The organism is Curtobacterium sp. MCPF17_002 (genome assembly GCF_003234115.2).
GTDB lineage: Bacteria > Actinomycetota > Actinomycetes > Actinomycetales > Microbacteriaceae > Curtobacterium.
In genome coordinates, this window is record NZ_CP126251.1 from 1,714,218 (window position 1) to 1,737,836 (window position 23,619).

The following is a 23,619-nucleotide window of genomic DNA, read 5'->3' on the forward strand; positions in this document are numbered from 1 at the left end:
TGTCAGACCGCCGGCCCGCCGGCCCGAGGGCCCGAGGGGCGGAGGTCGGCGGTCCACCGTAGGGTGAGCCCGTGGAGTTCCCGGGGGAGGCGGACGGCGCGCGAGACGCGCCGACCTCCCCGGGGTCACCCCGGGGCACGCAGTACCAGCAGGACGACACGCCCCGAGCGGGACGGCGCGCTCCGCGCGCGACGCCGCACGGAGGCACCGACAGGTCCTCCGGGAACCCCACGCCACTCGCCGTCGTCGCGGGAGCCCTCGCCGACGCGTTCCTGACGGCCGAGCACTGGTCGGCGGACGACCTGACGGCGGCCGGGTACGTGGTGCTCGGGGTCGAGCGGGCGTACGTCGGACTCGCCGTCGCCACCGCGCTCGAGACGTACCCGAGGCCACCGATCGACGCGCCCCGACAGCTCGCGGCGGTCCTCGCCTCCGCGCCGCGGCTCGTGGCACTGCACCGTTCCCGCGAGGACCGTCGCCCGGTCCGGGTCCTCGCGCGCCGGGCCACCGCCGTCCGTTCCCGCCCCGAGACCGCGAGCCGTCTCCTCGTCGACACGCTGCCGGAGCTCGCCCGCGGACTCGACCTCACGGTCGGTCGGCTGCTCTGGCTGGCGGACACCCGCGCGTGGAACCGCCGACCCGGACCGTCGAGCCCGCTGCACCACCACCGCCACGAGTGGGTGCGCCGCCCCGGTCGGACGCCGCGGCTGCTCGAGAAGCCGATGGACATGCTCCGGCGGACGCAGCGGACGATCCTCGACGAGCTCCTGACGGTGCTGCCGGTGCACGATGCCGCGCACGGGTTCGTCGCCGGCCGCAGTGTGGTCACCGGTGCCGCCGTGCACACCGGGCAGCAGGTCGTGCTGTCCGCCGACCTGACCTCGTTCTTCGCGAACGTCACCGCGCCGACGGTCTACGGCGTGTTCCGGTCCGCCGGGTTCGCCGAGCCGCTCGCCCACGTCCTCACCGGGATCTGCACGCACCGGGTCCCGCCGCACGTGCTCACCGCGATGCCCGCCGGCGGGAGGCCCGAGGAACGCGCGGCACTCCGCCGAGCCCTGGCGGACGCCCACCTGCCGCAGGGTGCGCCGACCTCGCCGGCGCTGGCGAACACGGCGCTCCGGCACCTCGACGCGAGGCTCGCCGGGTGGGCCGACTCCGCCGACGCGGTCTACACGCGCTACGCCGACGACCTGACGTTCAGCGGCGGCGACCGGCTCGCGGGCCGGGCTGAGGCCTTCCTGCGCGGAGTCGACCGCATCGTCGCCGACCAGGGGTACCGGCTCAACCCCGGCAAGACGCGGGTCCGCCGGCGCGGCGTCCGGCAGTCGGTCACGGGCGTGGTCGTCAACGAGCGCACGGCATCCGGCAGACGCGAGGTCGACCGGCTCCACGCCGTCCTGCACAACGCTGCCGAGCACGGACCGGCGTCGCAGAACCACGCCGGTCACCCGGACTTCCGGGCGCACCTGCTCGGACGGATCGGCTGGGTCGAGCAGGTGCACCCGGGGCGGGCGAGGCGGCTGCGGGAGGAGTTCGCGCGCATCGCCTGGTGACGTCGGTGGCGCTCCGTCCCGTGGTGCGCACGGCCGGCCTGGAGGCACGGTGCGACCCCGCCACGCGCCTCCCGTCCTGAACGGTGCGGCGTTCCGGTCCCCGTGCGGGTCGCGCAGACTGCCACCGGGTCCGCATCCTCGCACCACGCCCCCCTCGCACCGTGCGAGGTGCACCGTGCCCCCCTCGCACGGTGCGAGGTGCGCCACGCGCGGCCCCCTCGCACCGTGCGAGGTGCACCACGCACCACGCGCGGCGCCCCCTCGCACGGTGCGTGTGACGCGGGGTTGCGTCCGCCCTCGCCGGGGTCCGACGGCGCCGGTAGCGTGCGGACATGTGCCCGAGCGAGATCCCGGCCGACGACCGCTACGACGACCTGATCGCGCCGCTCCGCCCCGTCATCGAGCGGATCGCCGTCGACGCCCGGGAGCGTGAGCGCGACGAGCGACTCGCCACCGAGCAGCTCGGCTGGCTCGTCGAGGCCGGCTTCGCGCGCTGGCGGACCCCGGTCGCGTGGGGCGGCGTCGGTGCCCGACTGTCGGACGTCCTCCGAGCGATCGCCGAGATCGCCGAGGTCGACCCGAACCTGGCGCACGTCTGGCGGAACCACTTCTCGTTCGTCGAGGACCGCGTGCACGCCGAGGGCAGCGCGTTCGACCGCGAGATCGTCGGCCGACTCGGCAACGGTGAGTTCGTCGGCGGCGGGTGGAGCGAGTCGCCGAACGTCTCCGGCGCGGACATCACGACGCGGATCACCCGCGACCGGGACGGAGTGTGGCGGGTCACCGGACGGAAGTTCTACTCGACGGGCAGCGTCTACGCGCGGTGGATCACGGTGCTGGCGCTCGACGACACCGGCGACCGGTTCGTCGCGCTCGTCGACGCCCGCGACCCCGGGGTGCTGGTCGGGGACGACTGGGACGGCTTCGGACAGCGGGTGACCGGCAGCGGGAGCGTGACGTACACCGACGTGGCCGTGCCCGACGAGCGGGTGCTGCCGTACGCCACCCGGTACCCGTACCAGGAGCAGTACTACCAGTCCGTGATGCACGCGATCCTCGTCGGCATCGGCCGTGGGGCGCTCCGCGAAGGCGTCGAGGCCCTCCGGGCACGGGCCCGTGGGCACCACAACGGCACGACGGCGGATCCCACGCGGGACCCGGAGCTGCTCGGCACGATCGGCACGGTCGCCGCACGGGTCCACGCCGCCGATGCCGCGTTCGTGGCGAGCCTCGCACTGGTCGACGCCGCCGTGGACCGGCACGCCGAGCTCCGGGCTGCCGGCGTCGATCCGTCCGGGGACGCCGCACTCCACGCCGCCCTCGAGCGGAGCTGGATCGCGGTCGCGCAGGCGCAGACGATCGTCACTGACGGCGTGCTCGACGCGACGACCCTGGTGTTCGACGCCCTCGGTTCCTCCGGCACGTTCCGGTCCCTCGGCCTCGACCGGCACTGGCGGAACGCCCGGACCCTGTCGTCGCACAACCCCCGCGTGCACAAGCGCCGCATGGTCGGCGACCTGCTCGTGAACGGCACCAGTCCGCTCCACCGCGCGTAACCGGCCGTCACGAGGCGCAACCCGGAGACACCTCAGCCCGTCGGCGCCGCGAGGACCCGTACGGTCGTCGCAACGGCCCGCCACGGACGCAGGGGAGGCGATGGTGGCGGGCCGCTCATGCACGTACGGAGCAGGCGCTCCGGGAGGGACCGCCGTGACCAGCACACCCCGTTCGACGATCGTGGCCGTGCCCGACGCCGAACTCGCCGAGGCCGTCGCGCGACCGAGGGGCATCGCCGGCCTCGCGGCACGGATCGTGGCCTCCGGCGCCACCGTCGTCGCGATCGGCACCGACCGCTTCGACCCGGAACGCGGACGGGGACACCGGCTCGACCCGACGACCGCGGCGCTCGCGCTCGGGCGGGCACTGCCCTCGCACGGGCTGCTCGTGGCCGCCGCCCCGACACGGGAACACCCGTACAACGTCGCCCGGCGGGTGCTCTCGCTCGACCACGTGCTCGACGCCCGCGTCGGCCTCGTCGTCGGCGCACACGACCACGGGCTCCCGGCGACGGGGGAGCAGCACGACCCGGCCGAGTTCGCCCAGGTCGTCCGCGGGCTCTGGCGGACGTGGCCGCTCGACAGCATCGTGGGCGACCGCGAGACCGGCCGGTTCGCGGACACCGACCGGATCCGGACGCTCGACCACGACGGCGGGCCGGACGGGTACCGCGTGCGCGGACCGCTCACCACGCCGTCGAGTCGGCAGGGCGAACCCGTCCTCGCGGTCTGGCACGACGTGGTCCACCCCGGCAGAGCCGGCGGCCGCAGCGCCGCGGACCCAGCCGCCTGGGCGGACGCAACCGACCTCGTGCTCGGCGGTGACGCGCACCCGCTGGCCCCGCTGCCCGCCGCGGCCGACGTGCCGGAGCCGAGCCGCGCCTCCAGGCCGACCGACGGGACCACCGGCGGACGTCCGACGCTGCGCGACCTGCTCGGTCTGCCCGTCCCCGCGCCGGTGCACGCATGACGAGCAGCGCCGACCCCGATACCGGACTCATCCTCGGCGTGAACCTGCAGGGCTTCGGCCAGCGGCCGGCCGCGTGGCGGACGCAGGACGTCGAACCGACCGACCTGCTCACCGCGGGCTTCTGGGCCGACCTCGGACGGACCGCGGAGCGAGGCCTGCTCGACATGGTGTTCCTCGCCGACCACCCGGCGTACGGCGACCCGAACGACCGGGCGAACGGGCTGCTCGAACCGTTCGTCGCCCTCGGGGTGATCGCGGACGCGACGTCGCACCTCGGGCTGGTCGGGACGGCGTCGACGACGTACAACGACCCGGTCGACCTCGCGGAACGGCTGCTGTCCCTCGACACGGTGGCCGGCGGCCGGCTCGCCTGGAACGCCGTGACGACCTACGACCGCTCGGTGTCCGCGAACTTCGGCGTCGCGACGAACCCCGACCGGCCGGAACGGTACGCGCGAGCCGGTGACTTCGTCGACCTCGTGCAGGCGCTGTGGCGCTCCGCGGCGACGGGCGTGCCGGTGGTCCACCACGGCGAGTTCGTCTCGTACGAGGGCGCGATCGCGGTGCCGCCGTCGGCGCAGGGGCACCCGGTGGTGTTCCAGGCGGGCGGGTCGCCGCACGGCCGTGACCTCGCGGCACGGGTCGCCGAGGGCGTCTTCGCCGTCGAGCTCACGCCGGAGCCCGCCCGCGAGCACTACCGCGCCGTGAAACAAGCCGCGGCGACGTACGGCCGAGACCCTGCCGACGTGGCGATCGTCCCCGGGCTGTCGCTCGTGCTCGGCAGCACCGAGGAGGAGGCGCAGCGACGCTTCGACGAGCTCGAGTCCCTCGCGCCCGACGGGTACTCGCTGCGGGCGCTCGGGACCCACCTCGACGCCGACCTGACCGGGCTCGACCCGTCGGCACCGATCCCGGCGGCGATCCTCGACCGCGAGGTCGACCCCGTCACCTACGGCCCCTCCCTCGGCTACCACGAGACCGTCGTCCGATGGGTGCGGGCGAACAACACCTCGCTCCGGCAGGTGCTCCGCGGCTTCGGCGGGTACGGGGCACGGATCGTCGTCGGCACGCCGGAGCAGGCCGCCGACACCATCGAGGAGTGGTACCGGACGGGTGCGGCGGACGGCTTCAACCTCATGATCGACGAGTTCCCGCGGGGCCTCGAGACGGTGGTCGACGAGCTCGTGCCGGTGCTGCAGCGGCGCGGGGTGTTCCACCGCTCCTACGAGGACGTCACGCTGCGTGGGCGGTTGGCCGCGCGGCGGCGCGCGGGGTAGGCGCGCCCCCTCGCACCGTGCGAGCTTCGCACCGTGCGAGCCTCGCACCGTGCGAGCCGCGGCCCGAATGGTGCGGCGTTCCGGTCCCGGTGCGAGTCGCGCGGGCTGCCACCGAGTACGGAACCTCGCACCACGCGCAGCGTGGCCCGCGCGGGGCCTCCGCGGCACGAACGGTCGGACTGGAGGCACGGCGCGGCCCCGCCACACGCCTCCCGTCCGAACGGTGCGGCGTTCCGGTCCCGGTGCGAGTCGCGCGGGCTCCCACCGAGTACGGAACCTCGCACCACGCGCGCGCCACGGCCCGCGCCTCGCACGGTGCGAGGGAGCGCGCGGCGCCCCCTCGCACCGTGCGCGTGACGCCGTGTGACGGCGCCGGCCGGCACCCGCCGTCACACGAGGCAACCGCGGTTCACGGTCCGCAACACCCGTCGCCGGAGGGGGCGTCCGGTCATAGCGTCGCCCTCATGACCGACTACCTCGACCGCGAGCACGACAAGACCTTCACGAAGGTCTACAAGCAGCAGACCCCGGACATCCTCAAGGCCTTCGTGCAGTTCGACGAGTCGGTGTTCCAGGCCGAGGGCCGCGCGATCCCGCTGAAGTACCGGGAGCTCATCGCCCTCGCGGTCGGCATCACCACGCAGTGCGTCTACTGCATCGACGGGCACAGCCAGCGCGCGGTCAAGGCCGGCGCGGACGAGGCCGAGCTCGCGGAGGCCGCCTGGGTCGCGACGGCCATCCGCGCCGGCGGTGGGTTCGCCCACGGACGCCTCGGCTTCAAGTTCGGCGCCGACGCAGCACCCGCGCCGGCCGACGCCGCGCCCCCCGCGCCCGCAGCAGCCGCCCCCGCAGCCGCCGACGCAGCAGCAACCGCCCCCACCCCCGCCGCCGCGCCTGCAGCGCACACGCACTAGGAGGAGCCCCGTGCCCGACCGCATCACCCTCGTCACCGCCCTGCAGGGCGCCGGCTGGCACCCCGCCGCCTGGCGTACCGCCGGCCCGGCCGCCACGCGCCTCACGAGCCTCCGGCACTGGCGCGACGTCGTCGTCGAGCAGGACCGCCTCGGCGTCGACGCCGTCACCCTGGAGGACTCCTTCACCGCCGGCCCCGTCGACGCCACCGGTGACCTCGACACCCGCACCGTCGTCGGCCGCCTGGACGCCCTCCTCGTCGCGAACGCGGTCGCCCCCGCGACCCGCGCGATCGGTCTGGTGCCGACCGTCTCGGTCACGCACACCGAACCGTTCCACGTGGCCACGGGCCTCCAGACCCTCGACCACGTCTCGCTCGGGCGGGCCGGGTGGCGGATCCAGGTGAGTCCGACGGCCCGCGAGGCGGCCCTCTTCGGCCGCCGCGAGGTGCCGGCCTGGACCGGCGTGCCGGACGCCGCGGCCACCGCGCCGTTCTTCGACGAGGCGCGCGAGGTCGCCGAGGTCGTCTCGCGTCTCTGGGACAGCTGGGACGACGACGCGATCATCCGCGACGTCGCGAGCGGTCGCTTCATCGACCGCGACCGGATCCACAACGCCGCCTTCGAGGGCCGCTTCGTCTCCGTGCACGGCGCCTCCATCGTGCCGCGGTCGCCGCAGGGCCGGCCACCCGTCTTCGCGTTGGCGCACCGGTCCGACGCGGCCCGGTTCGCGGTGGACGCGGCCGACGTGGTGCTCGTCACGCCCGGGTACGCGGGCCGGGAGGCACGGGACCTGCTGACGGAGATCCGTCACCTCGAGGAGGTGGCCGGGTCTGACGTCCGTCGTCCGGTCCTCGCGGACCTCGCGGTGCTCATCGGGTCGTCGTCGGCTGCCGCCGCCGACGAGCTCGCCGCGCTCGACACCGCCGCCGGCACGCCGTACGCGGTCGGTTCCGGCTCGGACACGGCCGTCCTCGCGACGACCGTGCCGGAGCTCGTCGACCGGATCGCGGCGCTCCGTGACCTCGGGTACGCCGGTGTCCGGCTCCGACCGCTGCGGATCCCGGTCGACTCGACCGCCATCGCCCGGCAGCTCGTCCCCGCGCTTGTCACGGCGGGGCTCCGGGCCGACGTGGCGTCCCGCCCGACCGCCGACCTGCGCACGCGGCTCGGCATCGCCCCGGCCGTGAGCCGGTACGCACCGTCCACCCAGGGAGTCCCAGCATGAGCACGAAGCGTCAGGTCCACCTCGCCGCGCACTTCCCCGGCGTCAACAACACCACCGTGTGGAGCGACGACCGGGCCGAGAGCCAGATCGCGTTCTCGTCGTTCGAGCACTTCGCCCGGAACGCCGAGCGCGGCCTGTTCGACTACCTCTTCCTCGCCGAGGGGCTGCGGCTGCGTGAGCAGAAGGGGCGGGTGCACGACCTCGACGTCGTGGGTCGTCCGAACACGCTCGCGATCCTCGCCGCACTCGCCGGTGTCACCGACCACATCGGGCTCGTCGGCACGCTGCAGACGACCTTCAACGAACCGGTCGAGCTCGCGAAGCAGCTCGCCACGCTCGACCACCTCACCGACGGTCGCGCCGGGTGGAACGTGGTGACGAGCTCGGACGCGTTCCACGGCGCGAACTTCCGGCGAGGGGGCTTCCTCGAGCACGCCGACCGGTACTCGCGCGCCGCCGAGTTCATCGAGCTCGCGCGGGAGCTGTGGGACTCGTGGGAGGAGGACGCAGTCGTCGCGTCCGGGGTCTTCGCGGACCGGTCCCGCATCCACGACGTCGACCACCACGGTCCGCAGTTCGACGTCACCGGCACGTTCCCGGTCCCGAGGAGCCCGCAGGGCCACCCGGTCGTGGTGCAGGCCGGCGACTCCGACGAGGGCCGCGACCTCGCCGCCGCGCACGCCGAGGTGATCTTCTCGCTGCACACCGAGTTCGAGGACGCCAAGGCCTACTACGACGACATCACCGCTCGGCTCGAGCGGTTCGGCCGGTCGAAGGACGAGCTGCACATCCTGCCCGCGTCGACCTTCGTGCTCGGCGACACCCCGGACGACGCCGCCGAGAAGGCCCGCGCGATCCAGCGTGCCCAGGTCAGCCCGGCGACCGCGATCGCGTTCCTCGAGCAGGTGTGGAACCGCGACCTGTCCGGGTACGACGTGGACGGTCCGCTGCCCACGATCGAACCGGACCTCGACGGCGCCGCGATCACCCGTGGCCGTGCCCGGCACACGCGGGACGTGCCGGCGCTCGTGCAGTCCTGGCGCGACCTGGCCGCAGCCGAACACCTGTCGATCCGCGACCTCGTGATCAAGGTCTCGACGCGTGGCGGGTTCGTCGGCACGCCGTCGCACATCGCCGCCGAGATCGACCGGTACGTGCAGGAGCGGGCGACGGACGGGTTCGTGGTCGTCCCGCACACCAACCCGTACGGGCTCGACGAGTTCGTCGACACGGTCGTGCCCCTGCTGCAGGAGCGCGGCGTCTACCGGGAGTCCTACGTCGAGGGCGCGACCCTCCGCGAGACGCTCGACCTGCCCGGGACGATCCGCACCGCCGCACGTGCCGGGGTGCTCGCGTGACGATCAGCAGCCTGGCGATCCTCGTGCCGGGGAACTTCGACGACGACGCACCCGCCGTCGGGCTCGAGGCGACGCTCGACCTCTTCGCGACCGCCGAACGCCTCGGCGTCGACGGCGCCTGGGTCCGGCACCGCCACCTCGAGCACGGCATCGGGTCCGCCGCGGTGTTCCTCGCCGCGGCCTCGCAACGGACGAGCGCGATCGAGCTCGGCGTCGCGGTCGTGCCGATCGGGTGGGAGAGCCCGTTCCGCCTCGCCGAGGACTTCTCGCTCGCCGACGTCCTGTCGCACGGCCGCATCCAGGTCGGGCTGTCGACGAGCTCCCCGCACGAGGACGTCCTCGGCGACCTGGTGTTCGACGGCGACTGGCGCTCGTTCGACCGCGGGTACGGCCGGGTGTCCCGGTTCGTCGAGAACCTGCGCGGTCACTTCCTCGGCGCGGAGGACACCGTGATCCAGAGCCCGGGCAACGTGCAGCGACCGCGCCTGCAGCCGTACGCCCCCGGTCTGGTCGACCGGGTCTGGTACGGCGGGGGATCGCTCCGCTCGGCGGCCTTCGCCGGGTCCGCCGGGCTCAACCTGCTCATCGGCAACCTCACCTCGGGCGAGGGCACCGACGACTACGGCACCGCGCAGCGGAACCAGCTCGCCGCGTACCGTGCCGCACTGCCCTCGGGGCGTCGGCCGCGCGTCGCGTGGGGCCGCTGCCTGGTGCCGACCGACTCGGCCGACCGGGTCTCCACCGAGCGGTACCGGGCCTGGTACGAGTCGCGGCTCGCACGCCAGACCGCGCCGCAGGGTCCGCGCCGCACGCTGTTCTCGGCGGACCTCGTCGGTCCGGCTGACCAGATCGTCGAGCAGCTCCTGCAGGACCCCACGCTCGCCGAGGTCGACGAGTTCCGTGTCGAGCTGCCCTACGAGTTCGCCGGTGACGAGTACGAGCAGATCGTGTCCGACGTGGTGGCGAAGGTCGCGCCGGCGCTCGGGTGGACAGCAGGCGCGCCCGCGACGACGGCCACGCCCGCGACGACGGCGACACCGGCGGTGGTCGCAGCATGACCCGCTACGTGCTCTCGCGCATCGGGCAGGCGGTGCTCGTGCTCTGGGCGGCGTGGACGATCTCGTTCTTCGTCCTCTACGTGCTGCCGAGCGACCCCGCCCGGATCATGCTCGGCCCGGACGCCACCGACGTCACCCAGGCGCAGCTCGACGCGCTCCGCCACCAGTACGGCCTCGACCAGCCGGTGCTCGTGCAGTACGTCCAGCACCTCGGCGCCCTCCTCAGCGGGGACCTCGGCCGCTCGATCGGCATCGGCCGACCCGTCACCGAGGTCATCGGCGAGGCCGTCGGCCCGACCGCGCAGATCGCTGTGGCCGGTCTGCTGCTCGCGATCGTCTTCGGCGGCGGGCTGGCGGTCCTCGCGACCTGGACCAGGAACCGCGCGCTCGGCCAGTTCCTGCTCCAGCTGCCCCCGGTCGGCGTCGCCGTGCCGGGCTTCTGGTTCGCGTTGCTGCTGGTGCAGTGGTTCTCGTTCGGTCTGCACGTCTTCCCGGCGTTCGGCGGCGAGGGTCCCGCCTCCGTCGTCCTGCCGGCGATCACGCTCGCGCTGCCGACCGGTGCGACGATCGCGCAGCTGCTCTCGAAGTCGCTCGTCGCGACGCTCCGCGAGCCGTACATCGACACGGCGTACGCGAAGGGCGCCGGGCGCTGGCGCGTGCAGCTGCGGCACGCGCTGCGGAACGCGGCACTGCCGGCGCTCACCGTGACGGGGCTCATCGTCGGGCAGCTCTTCTCCGGCACCGTCGTGACCGAGACCGTGTTCTCGCGCCCGGGCCTCGGCCGCGTGACCGCGACGGCCGTGCAGGGGCAGGACATCCCCGTCGTGCAGGGCATCGTGCTCGTCGCCGCGGTGGTCTTCGTCGTCGCGAACCTCGTCGTCGACCTGGTGTACCCGCTGTTCGACCCGCGCGTCGTCCTGGCCGGCAGCCGCCGCAAGCTCCGCGAGCAGGACGGCGCGGGCCCCGGCGCCACGCCGGACGGCGCGGACACGGCGTCGGACACCATCCGCACCGACTCGAAAGTGGTCCCCGCATGACCGAGACCCAGCTCGCCATCGGCCGCCCCACAGCGCTCGGCGCCGACGGCGTGCACGCCGTCCCGGGCGGCCGCGGCGGCGCCACCACCGCACTCCGTGCCCTCGTCGCCCGCCCCACCCTCACCGTCGCCGTGGTCTGGCTCGCCCTGGTGCTCGTCGCCGCCCTCGTGCCGGCAGTCCTCACCCACCACGACCCGCTCGCCGCCGACCCCGCCGCGAAGCTCACCGCCCCGGACGCCGCACACTGGTTCGGCACCGACCAGCTCGGCCGCGACCTGTACGCCCGTGTCGTGCACGGCACCGCCCTCACCCTGCAGGCCGCGGTGCTCGCGATCCTCATCGGACTCGTCGGCGGATCGCTCGTCGGCCTGGTCGCCGGCTTCGTCGGAGGCGCCGTCGACGCCGTGCTCATGCGCGTCGCCGACGTCCTCCTCGCCATCCCGAGCCTGCTGCTCAGCCTGACGATCGTCACCGTGCTCGGCTTCGGCACCGTGAACGTCGCGGTGGCCGTCGGCGTCGCGAGCATCGCCACCGTCGCCCGGATCATGCGCTCCGAGGTCGTCCGCGTCCGCACCGCCGCGTACGTCGAGGCGGCCGCCGCGAACGGGAACCGCTGGTGGCGCGTGCTGCTCGTGCACGTCCTGCCGAACGCCGCCGGCCCCGTCCTCGTCCTCGCCGCGCTCGAGTTCGGCACCGCGATCCTCGCCGTCTCGAGCCTGAGCTTCCTCGGCTACGGCGCCCAGCCGCCGCAGCCGGAGTGGGGCTCGCTCGTGTCGACCGGCCGCGACTTCATCGCCACCTCGTGGTGGCTCACCACCATCCCGGGTCTCGTCATCGCGGTGACGGTCCTCGCCGGCAACCGCGTCGCCCGGGCCCTCGACACCGAACGGCGGGCCGTCCGATGAGCCTCCTCAGCATCCGCGACCTCACCGTCGCCTACGGTCGCGGCCGCGCTGCGCGCACCGCCCTGCACGGTGTCTCCCTCGACGTCGGTCGCGGGGAGCGCGTCGCCATCGTGGGCGAGTCCGGTTCGGGCAAGTCCACGACGGCGCACGCGGTCCTCCGGCTCCTGCCCGCAGCGGCGGCCCTGACTGGAGGCACGGTGCGGCTCTCCGGAACCGCCGCCGGTTCCGCAGACCTCGACCTGGTCACCGCCTCCGACGCCGAGGTGCGTTCCGTCCGTGGGCTGCGGATCGGCTTCGTGCCGCAGGACCCCACCGTCTCGCTCAACCCGGTGACCCGCATCGGGGCGCAGGTGGCCGAGGTGCTCCGGATCCACGGACTCGCGACGGGTCCCGAGGCGCACGACCGCGCCGTCGAGGAACTCCGACGCGCCGGCATCGACCGCCCCGAGCTCCGCGCGCGGCAGTACCCGCACGAGCTCTCCGGCGGCATGCGCCAGCGGGTCCTCATCGCCATCGCGCTCATCGGTGACCCGGAGCTCCTCGTCGCGGACGAACCGACCAGCGCGCTCGACGTCACGGTGCAGCGGACGATCCTCGACCACCTCGACCGGCTCGTCGCCGAACGGGGCACGAGCGTCCTCTTCATCACGCACGACCTCGGCGTCGCCGCGGACCGGGCCGACCGGATCGTCGTGATGTCCGAGGGTCGGATCGTCGAGCAGGGCACCCCCGCCGAGGTGCTCGACGCACCCCGTGAGCCGTACACCCGCGCGCTCATCCGAGCGGCGCCCAGTCTCGACGACGTGACCGGGTCCGTGGGAGCCGCCACGCGCCTCCCGGCAGTCACCGGTGACCCCCTCGTCGTCGCGACCGGACTGCGCAAGTCCTTCGACCGCGTGACCGCCGTCGACGGGGTCGACGTGACCGTCCCGCGCGGCCGCACGCTCGCGCTCGTGGGGGAGTCCGGGTCCGGGAAGTCGACGACCGCTCGGCTCGTCCTCGGACTGGAGCGACCCGACGAGGGCGCCGTGCGGTTCGACGGTGTCGACGTGGCGGGTGCCCGCGGGGCGGCGCTGCGGGCCTACCGGCGGCGCGCGCAGATCGTGCAGCAGAACCCGTACGCGGCGCTGCACCCGCGGCTGTCGGTCGGGTCGATCATCGCCGACCCGCTCGCGGCGTTCGGCATCGGCACCCGGCGGTCACGGGCCGCCCGGGCCGCAGAGCTCCTCGACCTCGTCGCGTTGCCCGCGTCGGCACTGGGACGTCGTCCCGCGGAGCTCTCCGGCGGGCAGCGGCAGCGCGTCGCGATCGCGCGGGCGCTCGCCCTCGACCCGTCGTTCGTCGTGCTCGACGAGCCGGTGTCGGCGCTCGACGTGTCCGTGCAGGCGCAGATCCTCGACCTGCTCGCGTCGCTGCAGTCGACGCTCGGGGTCTCCTACCTGTTCATCTCGCACGACCTGGCCGTGGTGCGGCGCATCGCGCACGAGGTGTCCGTCCTCCGGGGCGGGCGCGTCGTGGAGCACGGGGACGTCGCCCAGGTCCTGCACGACCCGCAGCACGAGTACACGCGGGCGCTGCTCGACGCGATCCCGGGGCGGTCCCGGCGCGGCGGGCTCGCTGCTGCATCCCCTGCATCCCGTGCACCCCTTTCTGTACCGCTCGGCTCACCCGTCGGTTCACCCGTCGGTTCACCCGCCGTTTCACCCGTCGGTTCACCCGCCGTTTCACCCCTCATCGCCCCTGAAGGAGCATCATGACCGTCCACCGCACCCCGTACCGTCTGGTGGCCGCGATCGCGGCCGGCGCCGCGGTTGCCCTGGTGATGGCCGGCTGCTCGTCGGGCAGCACCGCGTCGTCGTCGGCGTCCTCGAAGCCCGTCGACGGCGGATCGCTGACCTACGCGATCGCGAACGACCCGATCACCCTCAACCCGACGGGCACCGGCGCGGGCAACGACACCCTGGCGATCACGCGCCAGCTCGTCGACTCGCTGCTCTGGCAGGACCCCACCGACGGGTCGCTCAAGCCCTGGCTCGCGACGAAGTACACCGCCAACGCCGACGCCACCGCGTTCACGTTCGACCTGCGCTCCGGGGTGACGTTCTCCGACGGCACGGAGTTCGACGCGACCGCCGTCAAGGACACCTTCGACGACATCGCGAAGGCCGGAGCCTCGAGCACCGCCGCCGCGTACTTCTCCGGCTACCGCGAGACGAAGGTCGTCGACGAGGACACCGTCGAGGTCGACTTCACCACCCCGAACGCCGCGTTCCCGAACGCCACCGCCTCCGTCGCGCTCGGCATCCTCGCGCCGAAGACCACCGAGACACCGTTCGAGGACCGCGCGGACGGGAAGGCCGTCATCGGCACCGGACCCTTCACGCTCTCCTCGTACACGAAGAACACCTCGACCGTCCTGACGAAGCGGAAGGGCTACGACTGGGGACCGGCAGCCCGGGGCGGCTCGGGCGCGGCGCACCTGTCGAAGGTGACCTTCCAGGTGGTGCCCGAGGCCAGCGTCCGCACCGGCAGCCTGCAGTCCGGGCAGCTCGACGCGATCAGCAGCGTGCAGCCGAGCGACGTCGACACCCTGCAGGCGCAGTACGACCTCGTCACCCGGGCCAACCCCGGACAGGTGTTCGGACTGACGTTCAACCAGAAGCGGCCGCTCGTGTCCGACCTCGTCGTGCGGAAGGCGATCGCCCAGGCCGTCGACCCGAAGACGGTGCGGGACACCTCGCTGAACGACCTGTTCAAGGTCGGGACCTCGGTGCTCGGCTCGACCACGCCCGGGTACACGGACACGTCCTCCGCGATCTCGTACGACCCGACGGCCGCGGCTGCGGCGCTGCAGGACGCCGGGTGGAAGAAGGGCGCCGACGGCATCCGCACGAAGGACGGCGAGGAGCTGCAGCTCAAGCTCATCTGGATCACGAACTTCGGACCGAACCAGACCTCGCTCGAACTCATCCAGCAGGAGCTCAAGAAGGTCGGCGTCGGCCTCACCCTCGAGAGCGGGACCGTGCCGCAGTACCTCGCGAACACCACCAGCGGCGACTGGGACCTGGCGTGGGACAACAGCTCGCGTGCCGACGGTGACGTCCTCCGCTCGAAGTTCTCCAGCGACGGCGCGCAGTCCATCGGCGCCGCCGACAGCACCCTCGACGGGCTCTTCACGAAGGAGCTGTCGCAGTCGTCCGTCTCGGAGCGCTCGGCCACCTTCGCCGCGATCCAGCAGCGCATCGCGTCCCAGGTCGACTTCGTCCCCGTCCACGAGCTGACGAGCATCATCGCCGCCGCGAAGGACGTGCACGGCATCGCGTTCGGTGCCGACACCCGGCTCGACCAGCTCACCGGCGCGTGGAAGGACAAGGCATGACGATCGCTCCGCTCTCGGTCCTCGACCTCGTGCCCGTCTCGGCAGGCTCCACCGCCGCGGAGGCGCTGCACAACACCGTCGACCTCGCGCAGCGCGTCGAGCGTGCCGGCTACGCCCGGTACTGGCTGGCCGAGCACCACCTCAATCCCGGCGTCGCCGGCAGCGCGCCGAACATCGTGATCGGTGCCGTGGCCGCCGCCACCTCGACCATCCGGGTCGGGAGCGCGGCGACCCTCGTCGGGAACGTCCGGGGGCTGCAGATCGCCGAGGCCTTCGGCACGCTGGCCGCCCTGTACGGACCGCGCATCGACCTCGGGCTCGGCCGGTCCGGGGCGCCCGCGCCTGGTGCACCGAAGGCGGCGTCGCTCGCTCCGCGTGAGGACGAGGTCGTCGACGGCCTGCTCGTCCCGGCGCCGTTCGACTTCCGCGTCGCACCCGGCAGCCGGTTCGCCCTGCAGGGGGAGCTCCTCGGTCGGGTGCCCGGCGACGTCGAGCGCTTCGACGGCGATCTCGAACTCATCCGCGCGTTCTTCGCCGGCACCTGGGCGCGGGACGGATCCGTCGTCGACGCGACCCCCGCCGCCGGGGCGTCCGTCGAGCTGTGGATCCACGGCTCCACCGGGGGCGCGAGTGCCCGGGCCGCCGGAGCACTCGGGCTGCCCTACGGCGCGAACTACCACACGTCGCCCGGCACCGTGCTGGCGTCGGTGCAGGCGTACCGCGAGGCCTTCCGCCCCGGAGTCCTCGACGCCCCGCACGTGATCGTCTCCGCGGACGTGGTCGTCGGGCGCAGCGCCTCGGAGGCCGACGAACTCGCGCTCGGGTACGGGCAGTGGGTGCACTCGATCCGCTCGGGAGCGGGCGCGATCGAGTACCCGACGCCGGCCTGGGCGCGCGAACACCCGCTCGACGACGACGCTGCCGCCGCGGTCGCCGACCGGCTCGCGACACGGTTCGTCGGGGACGCCGTGCACGGGGCCGACCGGCTCGAGACCCTGCGGCGGGTGACCGGTGCCGACGAGCTGCTCGTCACCACGATCACGCACGACCACGAGGCGCGGGTGCGTTCCTACGAGTTGCTCGCCGCGGAGTGGGCGGCGCGCGCCGGATCGCCGGTCGCGGAGGTGGCCGCCGCCGTCTGACGGTTGCGGTTGCGGCTGCGGCTGCGGCCAGGAGGCACGGTGCGACCCTCGCACCGTGCCTCTCGTCGTCGCCGGTCCCCGCGTTGGTGCCGACGCGCTGCGACAAGCCCGTTGTCGTACGACGTGGGCGTCGTCGTGCGAGGTCGGTTCGGTGCGTGTGCATGTTGCGACGTCCCACCGGTTGATCGACTCGTGCGGTGTCGCTCGTTGCGCACGCATCCGGTGTGTGTGCATGTTGCGACGTCCCACCCGTCGATCGACTGGTGCGGTGTCGTTCGTTGCGCGCGCAAGGTGCGACGTGCCCGTTGTCGTGCGACATCGACGGTGTCGCTGCTGCGCGTCCGCAACAGTCCGCGCGCGGATGCGTCTTGTCCGTTGTCGTACGACATCGGTGTTGTCGTCCCGGACCGGGCCGGTGCGTGTGCATGTTGCGACGTCCCACCCGTCGATCGACTGGTGCGGTGTCGTTCGTTGCGCACGCATCGGTTGCGTGTGCATGTTGCGACGTCCCACCCGTCGATCGACCGGTGCGGTGTCGTTCGTTGCGCACGCATCAGGTGCGTGTGCATGTTGCGACGTCCCACCCGTCGATCGACTCGTGCGGTGTCGTTCGTTGCGCGTGCAAGGTGCGACACGCCCGTTGTCGTACGACGTCGCGGTGTCGCTGCCGGGCGTCGGCAAGAGTCCGCGCGCGCAAACAACGCCCGCCCCCGCACGCGCGACACCCCCGCGACCGGAACGGCCACGGGGGTGTCGACAGGGAGCCCGGCGTCAGCTGGCGTCGAGCGGCAGGCCCTCCGGGTTGAGCTCCGACTTCGTCACGGCCTCGTTCGACAGGTTGTACGCCTTCAGCCACGTGGCGTAGGTGCCGTCGTCGATGAGCTCGTTGATCGCGGCCTGCACGGGTTCGGCGAGCCCGTTGCCCTTCTTCGTCGTGGCCGCGATGAGCCCCTGCAGCGTCCCACCCGCACCGGAGTACGTGCCGGCGGTCTCGGTCGCCTTGGCCGTGCCCGCGTTCTGCTTGTTCTGGTACGCGATGGTCGGGTTCGGGCCGAGGTAGCCGTCGACCTTCCCGGACTGCACGGCGAGGAGCTTCGAGTTGGCATCCGGGTAGTACTTCACGGTGATCGTCTTCCCCTTCTTCTCGAGATCGGACTTCCAGCCGAGCAGGATCTTCTCCTGGTTCGTGCCGGAGTCGGTCGCGATCGTCTTGCCCGCGAGCACCGAGGGGTCGCCGTCGAACCGCAACGTGCTGCCCTTCTTCACCTGCAGCGCGAGGTTGTCCTGGCGGTAGGAGGCGAAGTCGTACTTCTCCTTGCGCTGCTCGGTCACGGTGATGTTGGAAAGGCCGACGTCGGTCGAGCCGCCGTCGATGCCGACGAACAGGTTGTCCCACGTGGCGTTCTTCACCTGCGGCTCGAGGCCGAGCTTCGCGGCGACGAGACGGCCGAGGTCGGGCTCCGAGCCGGTGAGGGTCTTCTGGTCGTCGCCGGTGAAGGCCAGCGGCGGGTAGCCGGAGGGCAGCGCGCCGATCCCGATGACGAGCTTGCCGGACTGCTTGACGTCGGCGGGGAGCTCGTCGTGGAGCTTCGAATCCTCCTTGACGGTGACCTTCGTCTCGGTGGCGGCACCGTTCGACGCCGCGCCGATCGTGACGGAGCCGTCGGACGAGCCGGAGCCGGAGCCGGAGCCGGCCGTCGCCGACGTGGCGCACCCGGCCAGGGCCAGGCTCAGGGCGACGGCGATGCCGGCGGCGGGGACGAGGGCTCCGGCGCGGCGACGAGCGCGCGGGGAAGTGGTCGTGGGCATGGTTCTCCAGGGGTCGGGTGCTGTGCGGGGTGGGGAGATCAGCGGACGCGGGACAGGAAGTCGCGCGTGCGGGGGTGCTGCGGGTCGTCGATGAGCTGCGCGGGTGGGCCCTGCTCGACGACGCGGCCGTGGTCGAGGAACACGACGTGGTCGGCGACCTCGCGGGCGAAGGCCACCTCGTGGGTGACGATGACGAGGGTCGTGCCGGAGTCGGCGAGCGACCGGATGACCCCGAGCACCTCGCCGACGAGTTCGGGGTCGAGCGCCGAGGTCGGCTCGTCGAGCAGCACCACCGACGGCTCGAGCGCCAGCGCCCGGGCGATCGCCACGCGCTGCTGCTGGCCGCCGGAAAGCTGCCGGGGTCGGGTGTCGGCGCGGTCGCCGAGCCCGACGCGGTCGAGCAGCTCCCGGGCACGCTCACGCGCAGCGGCCCGGTCGACGCCGGCGGCGATGGGACCCTCGGCGACGTTCTCCAGCGCGGTGAGGTGCGGGAACAGGTTGAAGTGCTGGAACACGAACCCGATCCGGGAGCGCTGCCGCAGGATGAGCCGCTCGGGCAGTTCCTTGTAGCGGGGGACGCCGTCGCGGCCGGTGCGGACACGGACGCCGATGGTCTCGCCGCCGACGGTCACGACGCCGCGGTCGAGGGGCTCGAGGTGGTTGATCGCTCGGAGCAGGGTGGACTTGCCGGACCCGGACGGGCCGAGGATCGCGGTGACGCTCCCGGCCGCGAGCGACAGGTCGATGCCGTCGATGACGGTGTTCGCTCCGAACGCCTTCACCGCGCCGTGGATGCCGATTGCGGCGCTCATCGGAGGTCTCCCTTCGAGGGGACTGCCCGGGGTGCCGAGCCTGCCCCGGGGAGACGACCCGCGCCTCCAGGCCCGCCCCGCCGCACCGCGGCCCGTACCCGCTGCCACGGCGTCGGCGGAAGTGACCGCACGGAGCCCCGCGCCGTCCACCGCTCCACGTAGTACTGGGCGACGGACACCGCACTGGTGAGCGCGAGGTACCAGATCGTCGCGACGACGAGCAGCGGGATGATGTCCGTCGGGTAGGTGCTGGACAGGTTCTGCACCACGCCGAACAGGTCGAGCAGCGAGACGTAGAAGAGCAGCGAGGACGCCTTGAGCAGCCCGACGATCTGGTTGACGAACGCGGGCACGATCGACCGGAGCGCCTGCGGCAGGATCACCCGCAGGAACTGGCGGCGGCGGGGGAGACCGAGCGCCTGCGCGGCCTCGTGCTGCCCGTGGTCGACGGCGAGGACGCCGGCCCGGACGATCTCGGAGGCGTAGGCGATCTCGCTGAGGCTCAGCCCGATCACGCCGATCGCCAGGTCACCGAGCACGTTCGCGGTCGGCACCTCCACCTGCGGGCCGAACGGGATGCCGACGCCGATGGTCGGGTACAGCGACCCGAGGTTGTAGAGGAAGACGAGCACGAGGATGAGCGGCACCGAGCGGAACAGCCACACGTACCCCCACGCGAGTCCGGACAGCACGGGGTTCCGCGAGAGCCGGGCGATCGCGACGACGATGCCGCCGGCGAAGCTGATCACGGCGCTCAGCGCGGTCGCGACGAGCGTCAGCTGCAGCCCGGTGAGGATCGCCGGGCTGAACAGCCACTTCCCGACGGCGGGCCAGCCCCACTGCTCGTTCGTGAAGAGCGTTTCGACGAAGTTCAGCAGGACGACCAGCACGATCGCCGCGGCGATCCACCGCAGCGGGTGGCGCAGCGGGACGACGGGGCGGGTGAGCGCGGCGCGTCCGGCCGCGTCGATGGTCGCGTCCTCCGGCCTGGAGGCGCGGTGCGCGTCGTCCGCGTCCGCTCGGGTTCCGACGCTGGTCGCGCTGCGTCCGCGTGCCTCGGTGATCTCGGTCATGTCGCGACCGTAGGAGGGGGCGGCGCTGCCGACAACGCCGTGCGCAACACTCCTGCACGGGGCGGAACACGACGTCACGCGCCCGCCGGGGATGACGTTCCGTGACGCCCGCGGAGCGCTATCGTGACGCGCATGACCGCTCATCGCGTGACCGCACCGGAGCCGCCCGCCGACGGCACGAAGCCGAAGGGGCCGGCCTCGTACTTCCCGAGCATCGAGAAGACGTACGGGCGCCCGGTGCAGGAGTGGCTCGACCTCGTTGCGGAGCGCCTGGACGGCCACCAGCACATGGAGGTCGTCGGCTGGCTGAAGTCCGAGCACGGTCTCGGGCACGGCCACGCGAACGCACTGGTGGCCTACGTGCGGAACGCCCTGGCTTCCTGATCGGTTGACACGGTTGTCACCCCTGCGCGAGAATGGGTTGACACGGTTGACAGGAGGCCGAACATGGCGACGACGGAGCGAGTTCGTGCCGAGCATGGCGCGGGGGACCGGAGCGGCGCCGGCCACGGCCGCACGGCGCGCAGCCGCACGGACCTCAGCCGCACCGACCTCAGTCGCACCGAGCAGGCCCTGCTCGAGGCACTGCGCGGGCGGATCCTCGGCGGGCGTGCCGACGGGGCGCTCGAACACGGCGCCGACGTCGAGCTGCTCGCCGACCGCATGGTGGCCGCGCTGCCCACCGTCAAGCACGAGGCGGACGCCCTCATCGGTCCGTTCTACGACACCCCGACCCTGGCGGCATGGCGCGGGGTGACCCGGCAGGCGCTCAGCAAAGCGACCGCGAAGCGCGACCTCATCGGTCTGAAGATCGGCGACGGCAGCCTGGTGTTCCCGTCGTTCCAGTTCGGCGTCTCCGGCACGCCGCTCCCGAACCTGCGCCAGGTGCTCGCGCTCATCGACCCCGACCGCATCGACCCGTGGGGCAGCGCGCTCTGGCTCAACACCGAGGCGGACGAGTTCGGCGGCACCACCGCGGCCCAGGCCCTCCGGGACGGCCGCGACGAGCAGGTCCTCGCCGCCGCACGCCGTGCCGCCCACGCGTGGGCAGCGGACGCGTGACCCCCAGCCGGAACGAGGTCGCCCAGCGTCCGCCACGGGACGAGCTCGACCTCACGGACTTCCCCGTCGAGGAATCCCGCGGCACCACCTTCTACCGGGCGAAGCGGCACGATCGCGGCGCGTGGTGGTTCGCCAGCACCGAGCCGGACGCCGACGGTGTGGACGGCGGCCGGTTCGACCTCGCGCTCCCGCGGGGCACCTGCTACTGGGCCGACGCGGTCGAGGTCGCCGTGCGGGAGCGGCTGGCGGCGCACGTCCTCACGACGAACACGGTGTTCACGTCCCGCGCGCGGGAGATGGTCGTCGTCGCGGCCCGGGCCTCCCGCGGGCGCCGGTTCGCCGACGTCACGCACCCCGCAGCCGTGCGGTCCGGGGTCGGCGCCGAGCTCCAGACGATGGGCGACTACCGCGTGCCGCAGTCATGGGCACGTGCCTTCGACGCCGCGGGGTTCGCCGGGGTCCGGTACAGCACCCGGTTCACGAGTGCCGCGGCGGCGAACGCGTGGGCGGTGTTCGGCGCGGCCGGGGTGCCGAAGCGCCCGCGGCCCGAGCGTGTCCACCGCGACGGTGTGACCGCGTGCCGCGAGTCCGGGATCCGGGTGCTCGACGACGGCTCCGACGCCGGGCCGGAGCGCTTCACGTTCGCCACGCCGCCGGCGGACTGACGCGGGCACGCCAGCCCGGGTCGTCGGTGGTCCTGTTCGGGCTTGTCGGTGGTCCTGCTCGGGCTTGTCGGTGGTCGTGCCTAGCGTGAGATCGTGGCTGAACCCGTCGATGCGTGGTGGCGCCGCCGGCAGTGGTCGCGCGGCGTCGCGGTGCCGTACGCCGTGGGGGAGTTCCGCGCCGACTGGGCCTCGTACCCCGTGCTCATCCGGCAGTACCACCCGGAGTGGAACCACGGGGTCGTGCTGACCCAGGTGCCGCCCGTCGCCGAGGTCCTCCTCACGTGGGAGTGCGACGTCGGCCACGTCTTCGTCGCGACGCCGGCCGAGCAGCGCTCCCGCCCCGGCCGCGAGCGTCGCCGATCGGTCTGGTGCCCCGAGTGCGCGGTGCAGGCGCAGCCACAGCGCTGGCCCGTCCTGCCCGAGGACTGGCCCGAGGGTGTGCCGGTCCCGCAGCGGGTCGTGCGGGTCGCGGGTCGGCAGACCCTGCCCGCAGCGCCGGCCCGTGGGGTCCCGGCGGGAGCGGTCGCGTCATCGCGCGCGCGATCCCGACGGCCCGACGCCGGAGCGCCCCGACGTCCGACGCAGCCCGTGCCGCGGACGATCTGCGCGAAGACGCCGCGGCTGCCCTCGGGTGAGTCGTTCACGAGCGTGTGCGCCCCGGCGACGGCCTCGGCGGTCGAGGCCGAGCTCCGCGCCGCCCTGTCCGAGCGGTTCGAGTTCACGTTCGACCACTCCGCGATCCGCCTCGACCGGCCGTTCTTCGACCACGTCGAGGCCTGGCCTGACATCATCCTGCCCGAGCTCCGCGTCGCGATCGAGTACGACTCCACCGGTCGGCACGGGCTCGAGCACGTCGGGCCCCGGCAGGAGACGGACCGCCGGAAGGACCGGGCCGTGCGGGGTGTCGGGTGGGAAGTCGTCCGCATCCGCACCGGGCGGCTGCCGGCGCTCGGCCCGTACGACCTCGAGGTCTCCGGGATCTCCGGCCGGACGATCGAGCGCCTGACCGACACCCTGCGCGAGATCCGCGGCGCCCTGTTCGTCGACGCCTACGCTCGCTGACCGAGACCTCGCACCGTGCGAGGTCGCCGCCGGCCCGTGCGAGGTTCCGTTCTGCGTGCGACCCCCGCGACGTGGCACCGAGTACGGAACCTCGCACCGAACGGACAACGCGCCCGCCGGCCCGCGCCCGCCGCCGCGTCACCCGCGGAGCGCCAGCGCCTCGCTCGTCCACCGCGCGTGCAACTCCCACGGGTCGCTCACGCCCCGAGCCACGACGGCGACGTGCTCGAGCAACTCCGGCGTCACCCGGAACCATTCCGTCCCCGGGTAGCGCGTCGCCGCGAACTGCGCGTGCCGCCGCCGCTCGAGCCTCCGGTCGCCGCGCTCGAACCCGAGCAGGTCCTGGTGCGGGATCGCCGCGAGTCGCTGCCGCGGGTTCGTCGTCGTCCCGATCTTGATCCGGTCGCCGAAGTCGTCCCGCATCCGCAGGTAGTAGACGACGTCGACGCGCGGGGGAGCGAGGTCGCCGTCGGGGACCTCGCCGTACCGCCACTCGCAGGTCGCGCACACGGCCGCGGACGGGTACCGGACACCGATCCGCGACCCACACACCGGGCACGGCCCCGGAAGCGCGTCCTCGACGCCGACGTGTTCCGCGCCGAACTCCGCGACCAGCGCGACGTGCCCCGCGCACAGCGGCAGCGGCGCCCCGTCGACGGAGGCGGTGTCGCAACCGGGCACGCAGCACGAGAGGGCGACCATGCCCGGAACGCTAGCCCGACCCACCGACGCGGACCGCGCCTCCCGGCCCGCCCAGCG

General features: G+C 73.5%; 21 protein-coding genes. 17 read left to right on the forward strand and 4 right to left on the reverse strand.

What is annotated here, in order from left to right:
* The first annotated feature begins 71 nt into the window (after window positions 1-71).
* The 13 genes from DEJ28_RS08080 to DEJ28_RS08140 all read left to right on the forward strand — a co-directional run bounded on the left by DEJ28_RS08080 (window position 72) and on the right by DEJ28_RS08140 (window position 16,377).
* Complete coding sequence (locus DEJ28_RS08080; RefSeq protein WP_111116137.1) at window positions 72-1,556, forward strand: reverse transcriptase family protein; 1,485 nt, start codon at window positions 72-74, stop codon at window positions 1,554-1,556.
* A 332-nt stretch (window positions 1,557-1,888) separates the two neighbouring features.
* A complete protein-coding gene (locus DEJ28_RS08085) occupies window positions 1,889-3,112 on the forward strand; it encodes an acyl-CoA dehydrogenase family protein (RefSeq protein ID WP_111116135.1) in 1,224 nt (407 codons plus the stop codon).
* A 154-nt stretch (window positions 3,113-3,266) separates the two neighbouring features.
* On the forward strand, window positions 3,267-4,082 hold the full coding sequence (locus DEJ28_RS08090) for an LLM class oxidoreductase (RefSeq protein ID WP_181433757.1): 816 nt from the start codon (window positions 3,267-3,269) through the stop codon (window positions 4,080-4,082).
* Window positions 4,079-5,359 (forward strand): LLM class flavin-dependent oxidoreductase, encoded by a 1,281-nt coding sequence (locus tag DEJ28_RS08095; RefSeq protein WP_111116131.1) that lies wholly within the window; start codon window positions 4,079-4,081, stop codon window positions 5,357-5,359. The genes DEJ28_RS08090 and DEJ28_RS08095 overlap by 4 nt, the downstream gene beginning before the upstream one ends.
* Before the next feature lie 464 nt (window positions 5,360-5,823).
* On the forward strand, window positions 5,824-6,273 hold the full coding sequence (locus DEJ28_RS08100) for a carboxymuconolactone decarboxylase family protein (RefSeq protein WP_284180777.1): 450 nt from the start codon (window positions 5,824-5,826) through the stop codon (window positions 6,271-6,273).
* A 10-nt stretch (window positions 6,274-6,283) separates the two neighbouring features.
* Window positions 6,284-7,498: an LLM class flavin-dependent oxidoreductase gene (locus DEJ28_RS08105; RefSeq protein WP_111117357.1), complete on the forward strand. Its 1,215-nt coding sequence runs from the start codon at window positions 6,284-6,286 to the stop codon at window positions 7,496-7,498.
* Window positions 7,495-8,856, forward strand: coding sequence for an NtaA/DmoA family FMN-dependent monooxygenase (locus tag DEJ28_RS08110; protein ID WP_111117356.1), 1,362 nt, complete (start codon window positions 7,495-7,497; stop codon window positions 8,854-8,856). The genes DEJ28_RS08105 and DEJ28_RS08110 overlap by 4 nt, the downstream gene beginning before the upstream one ends.
* On the forward strand, window positions 8,853-9,914 hold the full coding sequence (locus tag DEJ28_RS08115; RefSeq protein ID WP_111117355.1) for an LLM class flavin-dependent oxidoreductase: 1,062 nt from the start codon (window positions 8,853-8,855) through the stop codon (window positions 9,912-9,914). The genes DEJ28_RS08110 and DEJ28_RS08115 overlap by 4 nt, the downstream gene beginning before the upstream one ends.
* Complete coding sequence (locus DEJ28_RS08120) at window positions 9,842-10,951, forward strand: ABC transporter permease (RefSeq protein WP_349774949.1); 1,110 nt, start codon at window positions 9,842-9,844, stop codon at window positions 10,949-10,951. Before DEJ28_RS08115 ends, DEJ28_RS08120 begins: the two co-directional genes overlap by 73 nt.
* Window positions 10,948-11,856: an ABC transporter permease gene (locus DEJ28_RS08125; RefSeq protein WP_111117354.1), complete on the forward strand. Its 909-nt coding sequence runs from the start codon at window positions 10,948-10,950 to the stop codon at window positions 11,854-11,856. Before DEJ28_RS08120 ends, DEJ28_RS08125 begins: the two co-directional genes overlap by 4 nt.
* The gene (locus DEJ28_RS08130; protein WP_111117353.1) at window positions 11,853-13,613 is read left to right on the forward strand and encodes a dipeptide ABC transporter ATP-binding protein; all 1,761 of its coding nucleotides are present in this window, start codon (window positions 11,853-11,855) and stop codon (window positions 13,611-13,613) included. Before DEJ28_RS08125 ends, DEJ28_RS08130 begins: the two co-directional genes overlap by 4 nt.
* Window positions 13,610-15,235: an ABC transporter substrate-binding protein gene (locus tag DEJ28_RS08135; protein ID WP_111117352.1), complete on the forward strand. Its 1,626-nt coding sequence runs from the start codon at window positions 13,610-13,612 to the stop codon at window positions 15,233-15,235. Before DEJ28_RS08130 ends, DEJ28_RS08135 begins: the two co-directional genes overlap by 4 nt.
* Window positions 15,232-16,377: an LLM class flavin-dependent oxidoreductase gene (locus tag DEJ28_RS08140; protein ID WP_111117351.1), complete on the forward strand. Its 1,146-nt coding sequence runs from the start codon at window positions 15,232-15,234 to the stop codon at window positions 16,375-16,377. Before DEJ28_RS08135 ends, DEJ28_RS08140 begins: the two co-directional genes overlap by 4 nt.
* Before the next feature lie 771 nt (window positions 16,378-17,148).
* Here the strand turns inward: DEJ28_RS08140 and DEJ28_RS08145 are convergent.
* From DEJ28_RS08145 to DEJ28_RS08155, 3 genes are read right to left on the reverse strand one after another with little or no spacing between them, the layout of a single operon-like run.
* Window positions 17,149-18,186 carry an ABC transporter substrate-binding protein gene (locus DEJ28_RS08145; RefSeq protein ID WP_111117350.1) on the reverse strand — a complete coding sequence of 346 codons (1,038 nt, stop codon included), beginning with the start codon at window positions 18,184-18,186 and terminating at the stop codon, window positions 17,149-17,151.
* A gap of 38 nt (window positions 18,187-18,224) precedes the next feature.
* Window positions 18,225-18,998 (reverse strand): amino acid ABC transporter ATP-binding protein, encoded by a 774-nt coding sequence (locus tag DEJ28_RS08150; RefSeq protein ID WP_111117349.1) that lies wholly within the window; start codon window positions 18,996-18,998, stop codon window positions 18,225-18,227.
* Complete coding sequence (locus tag DEJ28_RS08155) at window positions 18,995-20,071, reverse strand: amino acid ABC transporter permease (RefSeq protein WP_111117348.1); 1,077 nt, start codon at window positions 20,069-20,071, stop codon at window positions 18,995-18,997. Before DEJ28_RS08155 ends, DEJ28_RS08150 begins: the two co-directional genes overlap by 4 nt.
* A gap of 132 nt (window positions 20,072-20,203) precedes the next feature.
* On the opposite strand from DEJ28_RS08155, the gene DEJ28_RS08160 reads away from it, so the two are divergent.
* The 4 genes from DEJ28_RS08160 (at window position 20,204) to DEJ28_RS08175 (ending at window position 22,860) form a co-directional block, all read left to right on the forward strand.
* A complete protein-coding gene (locus tag DEJ28_RS08160) occupies window positions 20,204-20,455 on the forward strand; it encodes a DUF4287 domain-containing protein (protein WP_111117347.1) in 252 nt (83 codons plus the stop codon).
* Between the two features lie 63 nt (window positions 20,456-20,518).
* Complete coding sequence (locus tag DEJ28_RS08165) at window positions 20,519-21,133, forward strand: hypothetical protein (protein ID WP_111117346.1); 615 nt, start codon at window positions 20,519-20,521, stop codon at window positions 21,131-21,133.
* Window positions 21,130-21,798, forward strand: coding sequence for an RES domain-containing protein (locus tag DEJ28_RS08170; RefSeq protein ID WP_146248944.1), 669 nt, complete (start codon window positions 21,130-21,132; stop codon window positions 21,796-21,798). Before DEJ28_RS08165 ends, DEJ28_RS08170 begins: the two co-directional genes overlap by 4 nt.
* A 93-nt stretch (window positions 21,799-21,891) precedes the next feature.
* On the forward strand, window positions 21,892-22,860 hold the full coding sequence (locus DEJ28_RS08175) for a putative endonuclease domain-containing protein (RefSeq protein WP_111117344.1): 969 nt from the start codon (window positions 21,892-21,894) through the stop codon (window positions 22,858-22,860).
* Window positions 22,861-22,998: 138 nt separating this feature from the next.
* Here the strand turns inward: DEJ28_RS08175 and DEJ28_RS08180 are convergent, their stop codons facing one another.
* On the reverse strand, window positions 22,999-23,562 hold the full coding sequence (locus tag DEJ28_RS08180; RefSeq protein ID WP_111117343.1) for a GIY-YIG nuclease family protein: 564 nt from the start codon (window positions 23,560-23,562) through the stop codon (window positions 22,999-23,001).
* Window positions 23,563-23,619 lie beyond the last annotated feature (57 nt).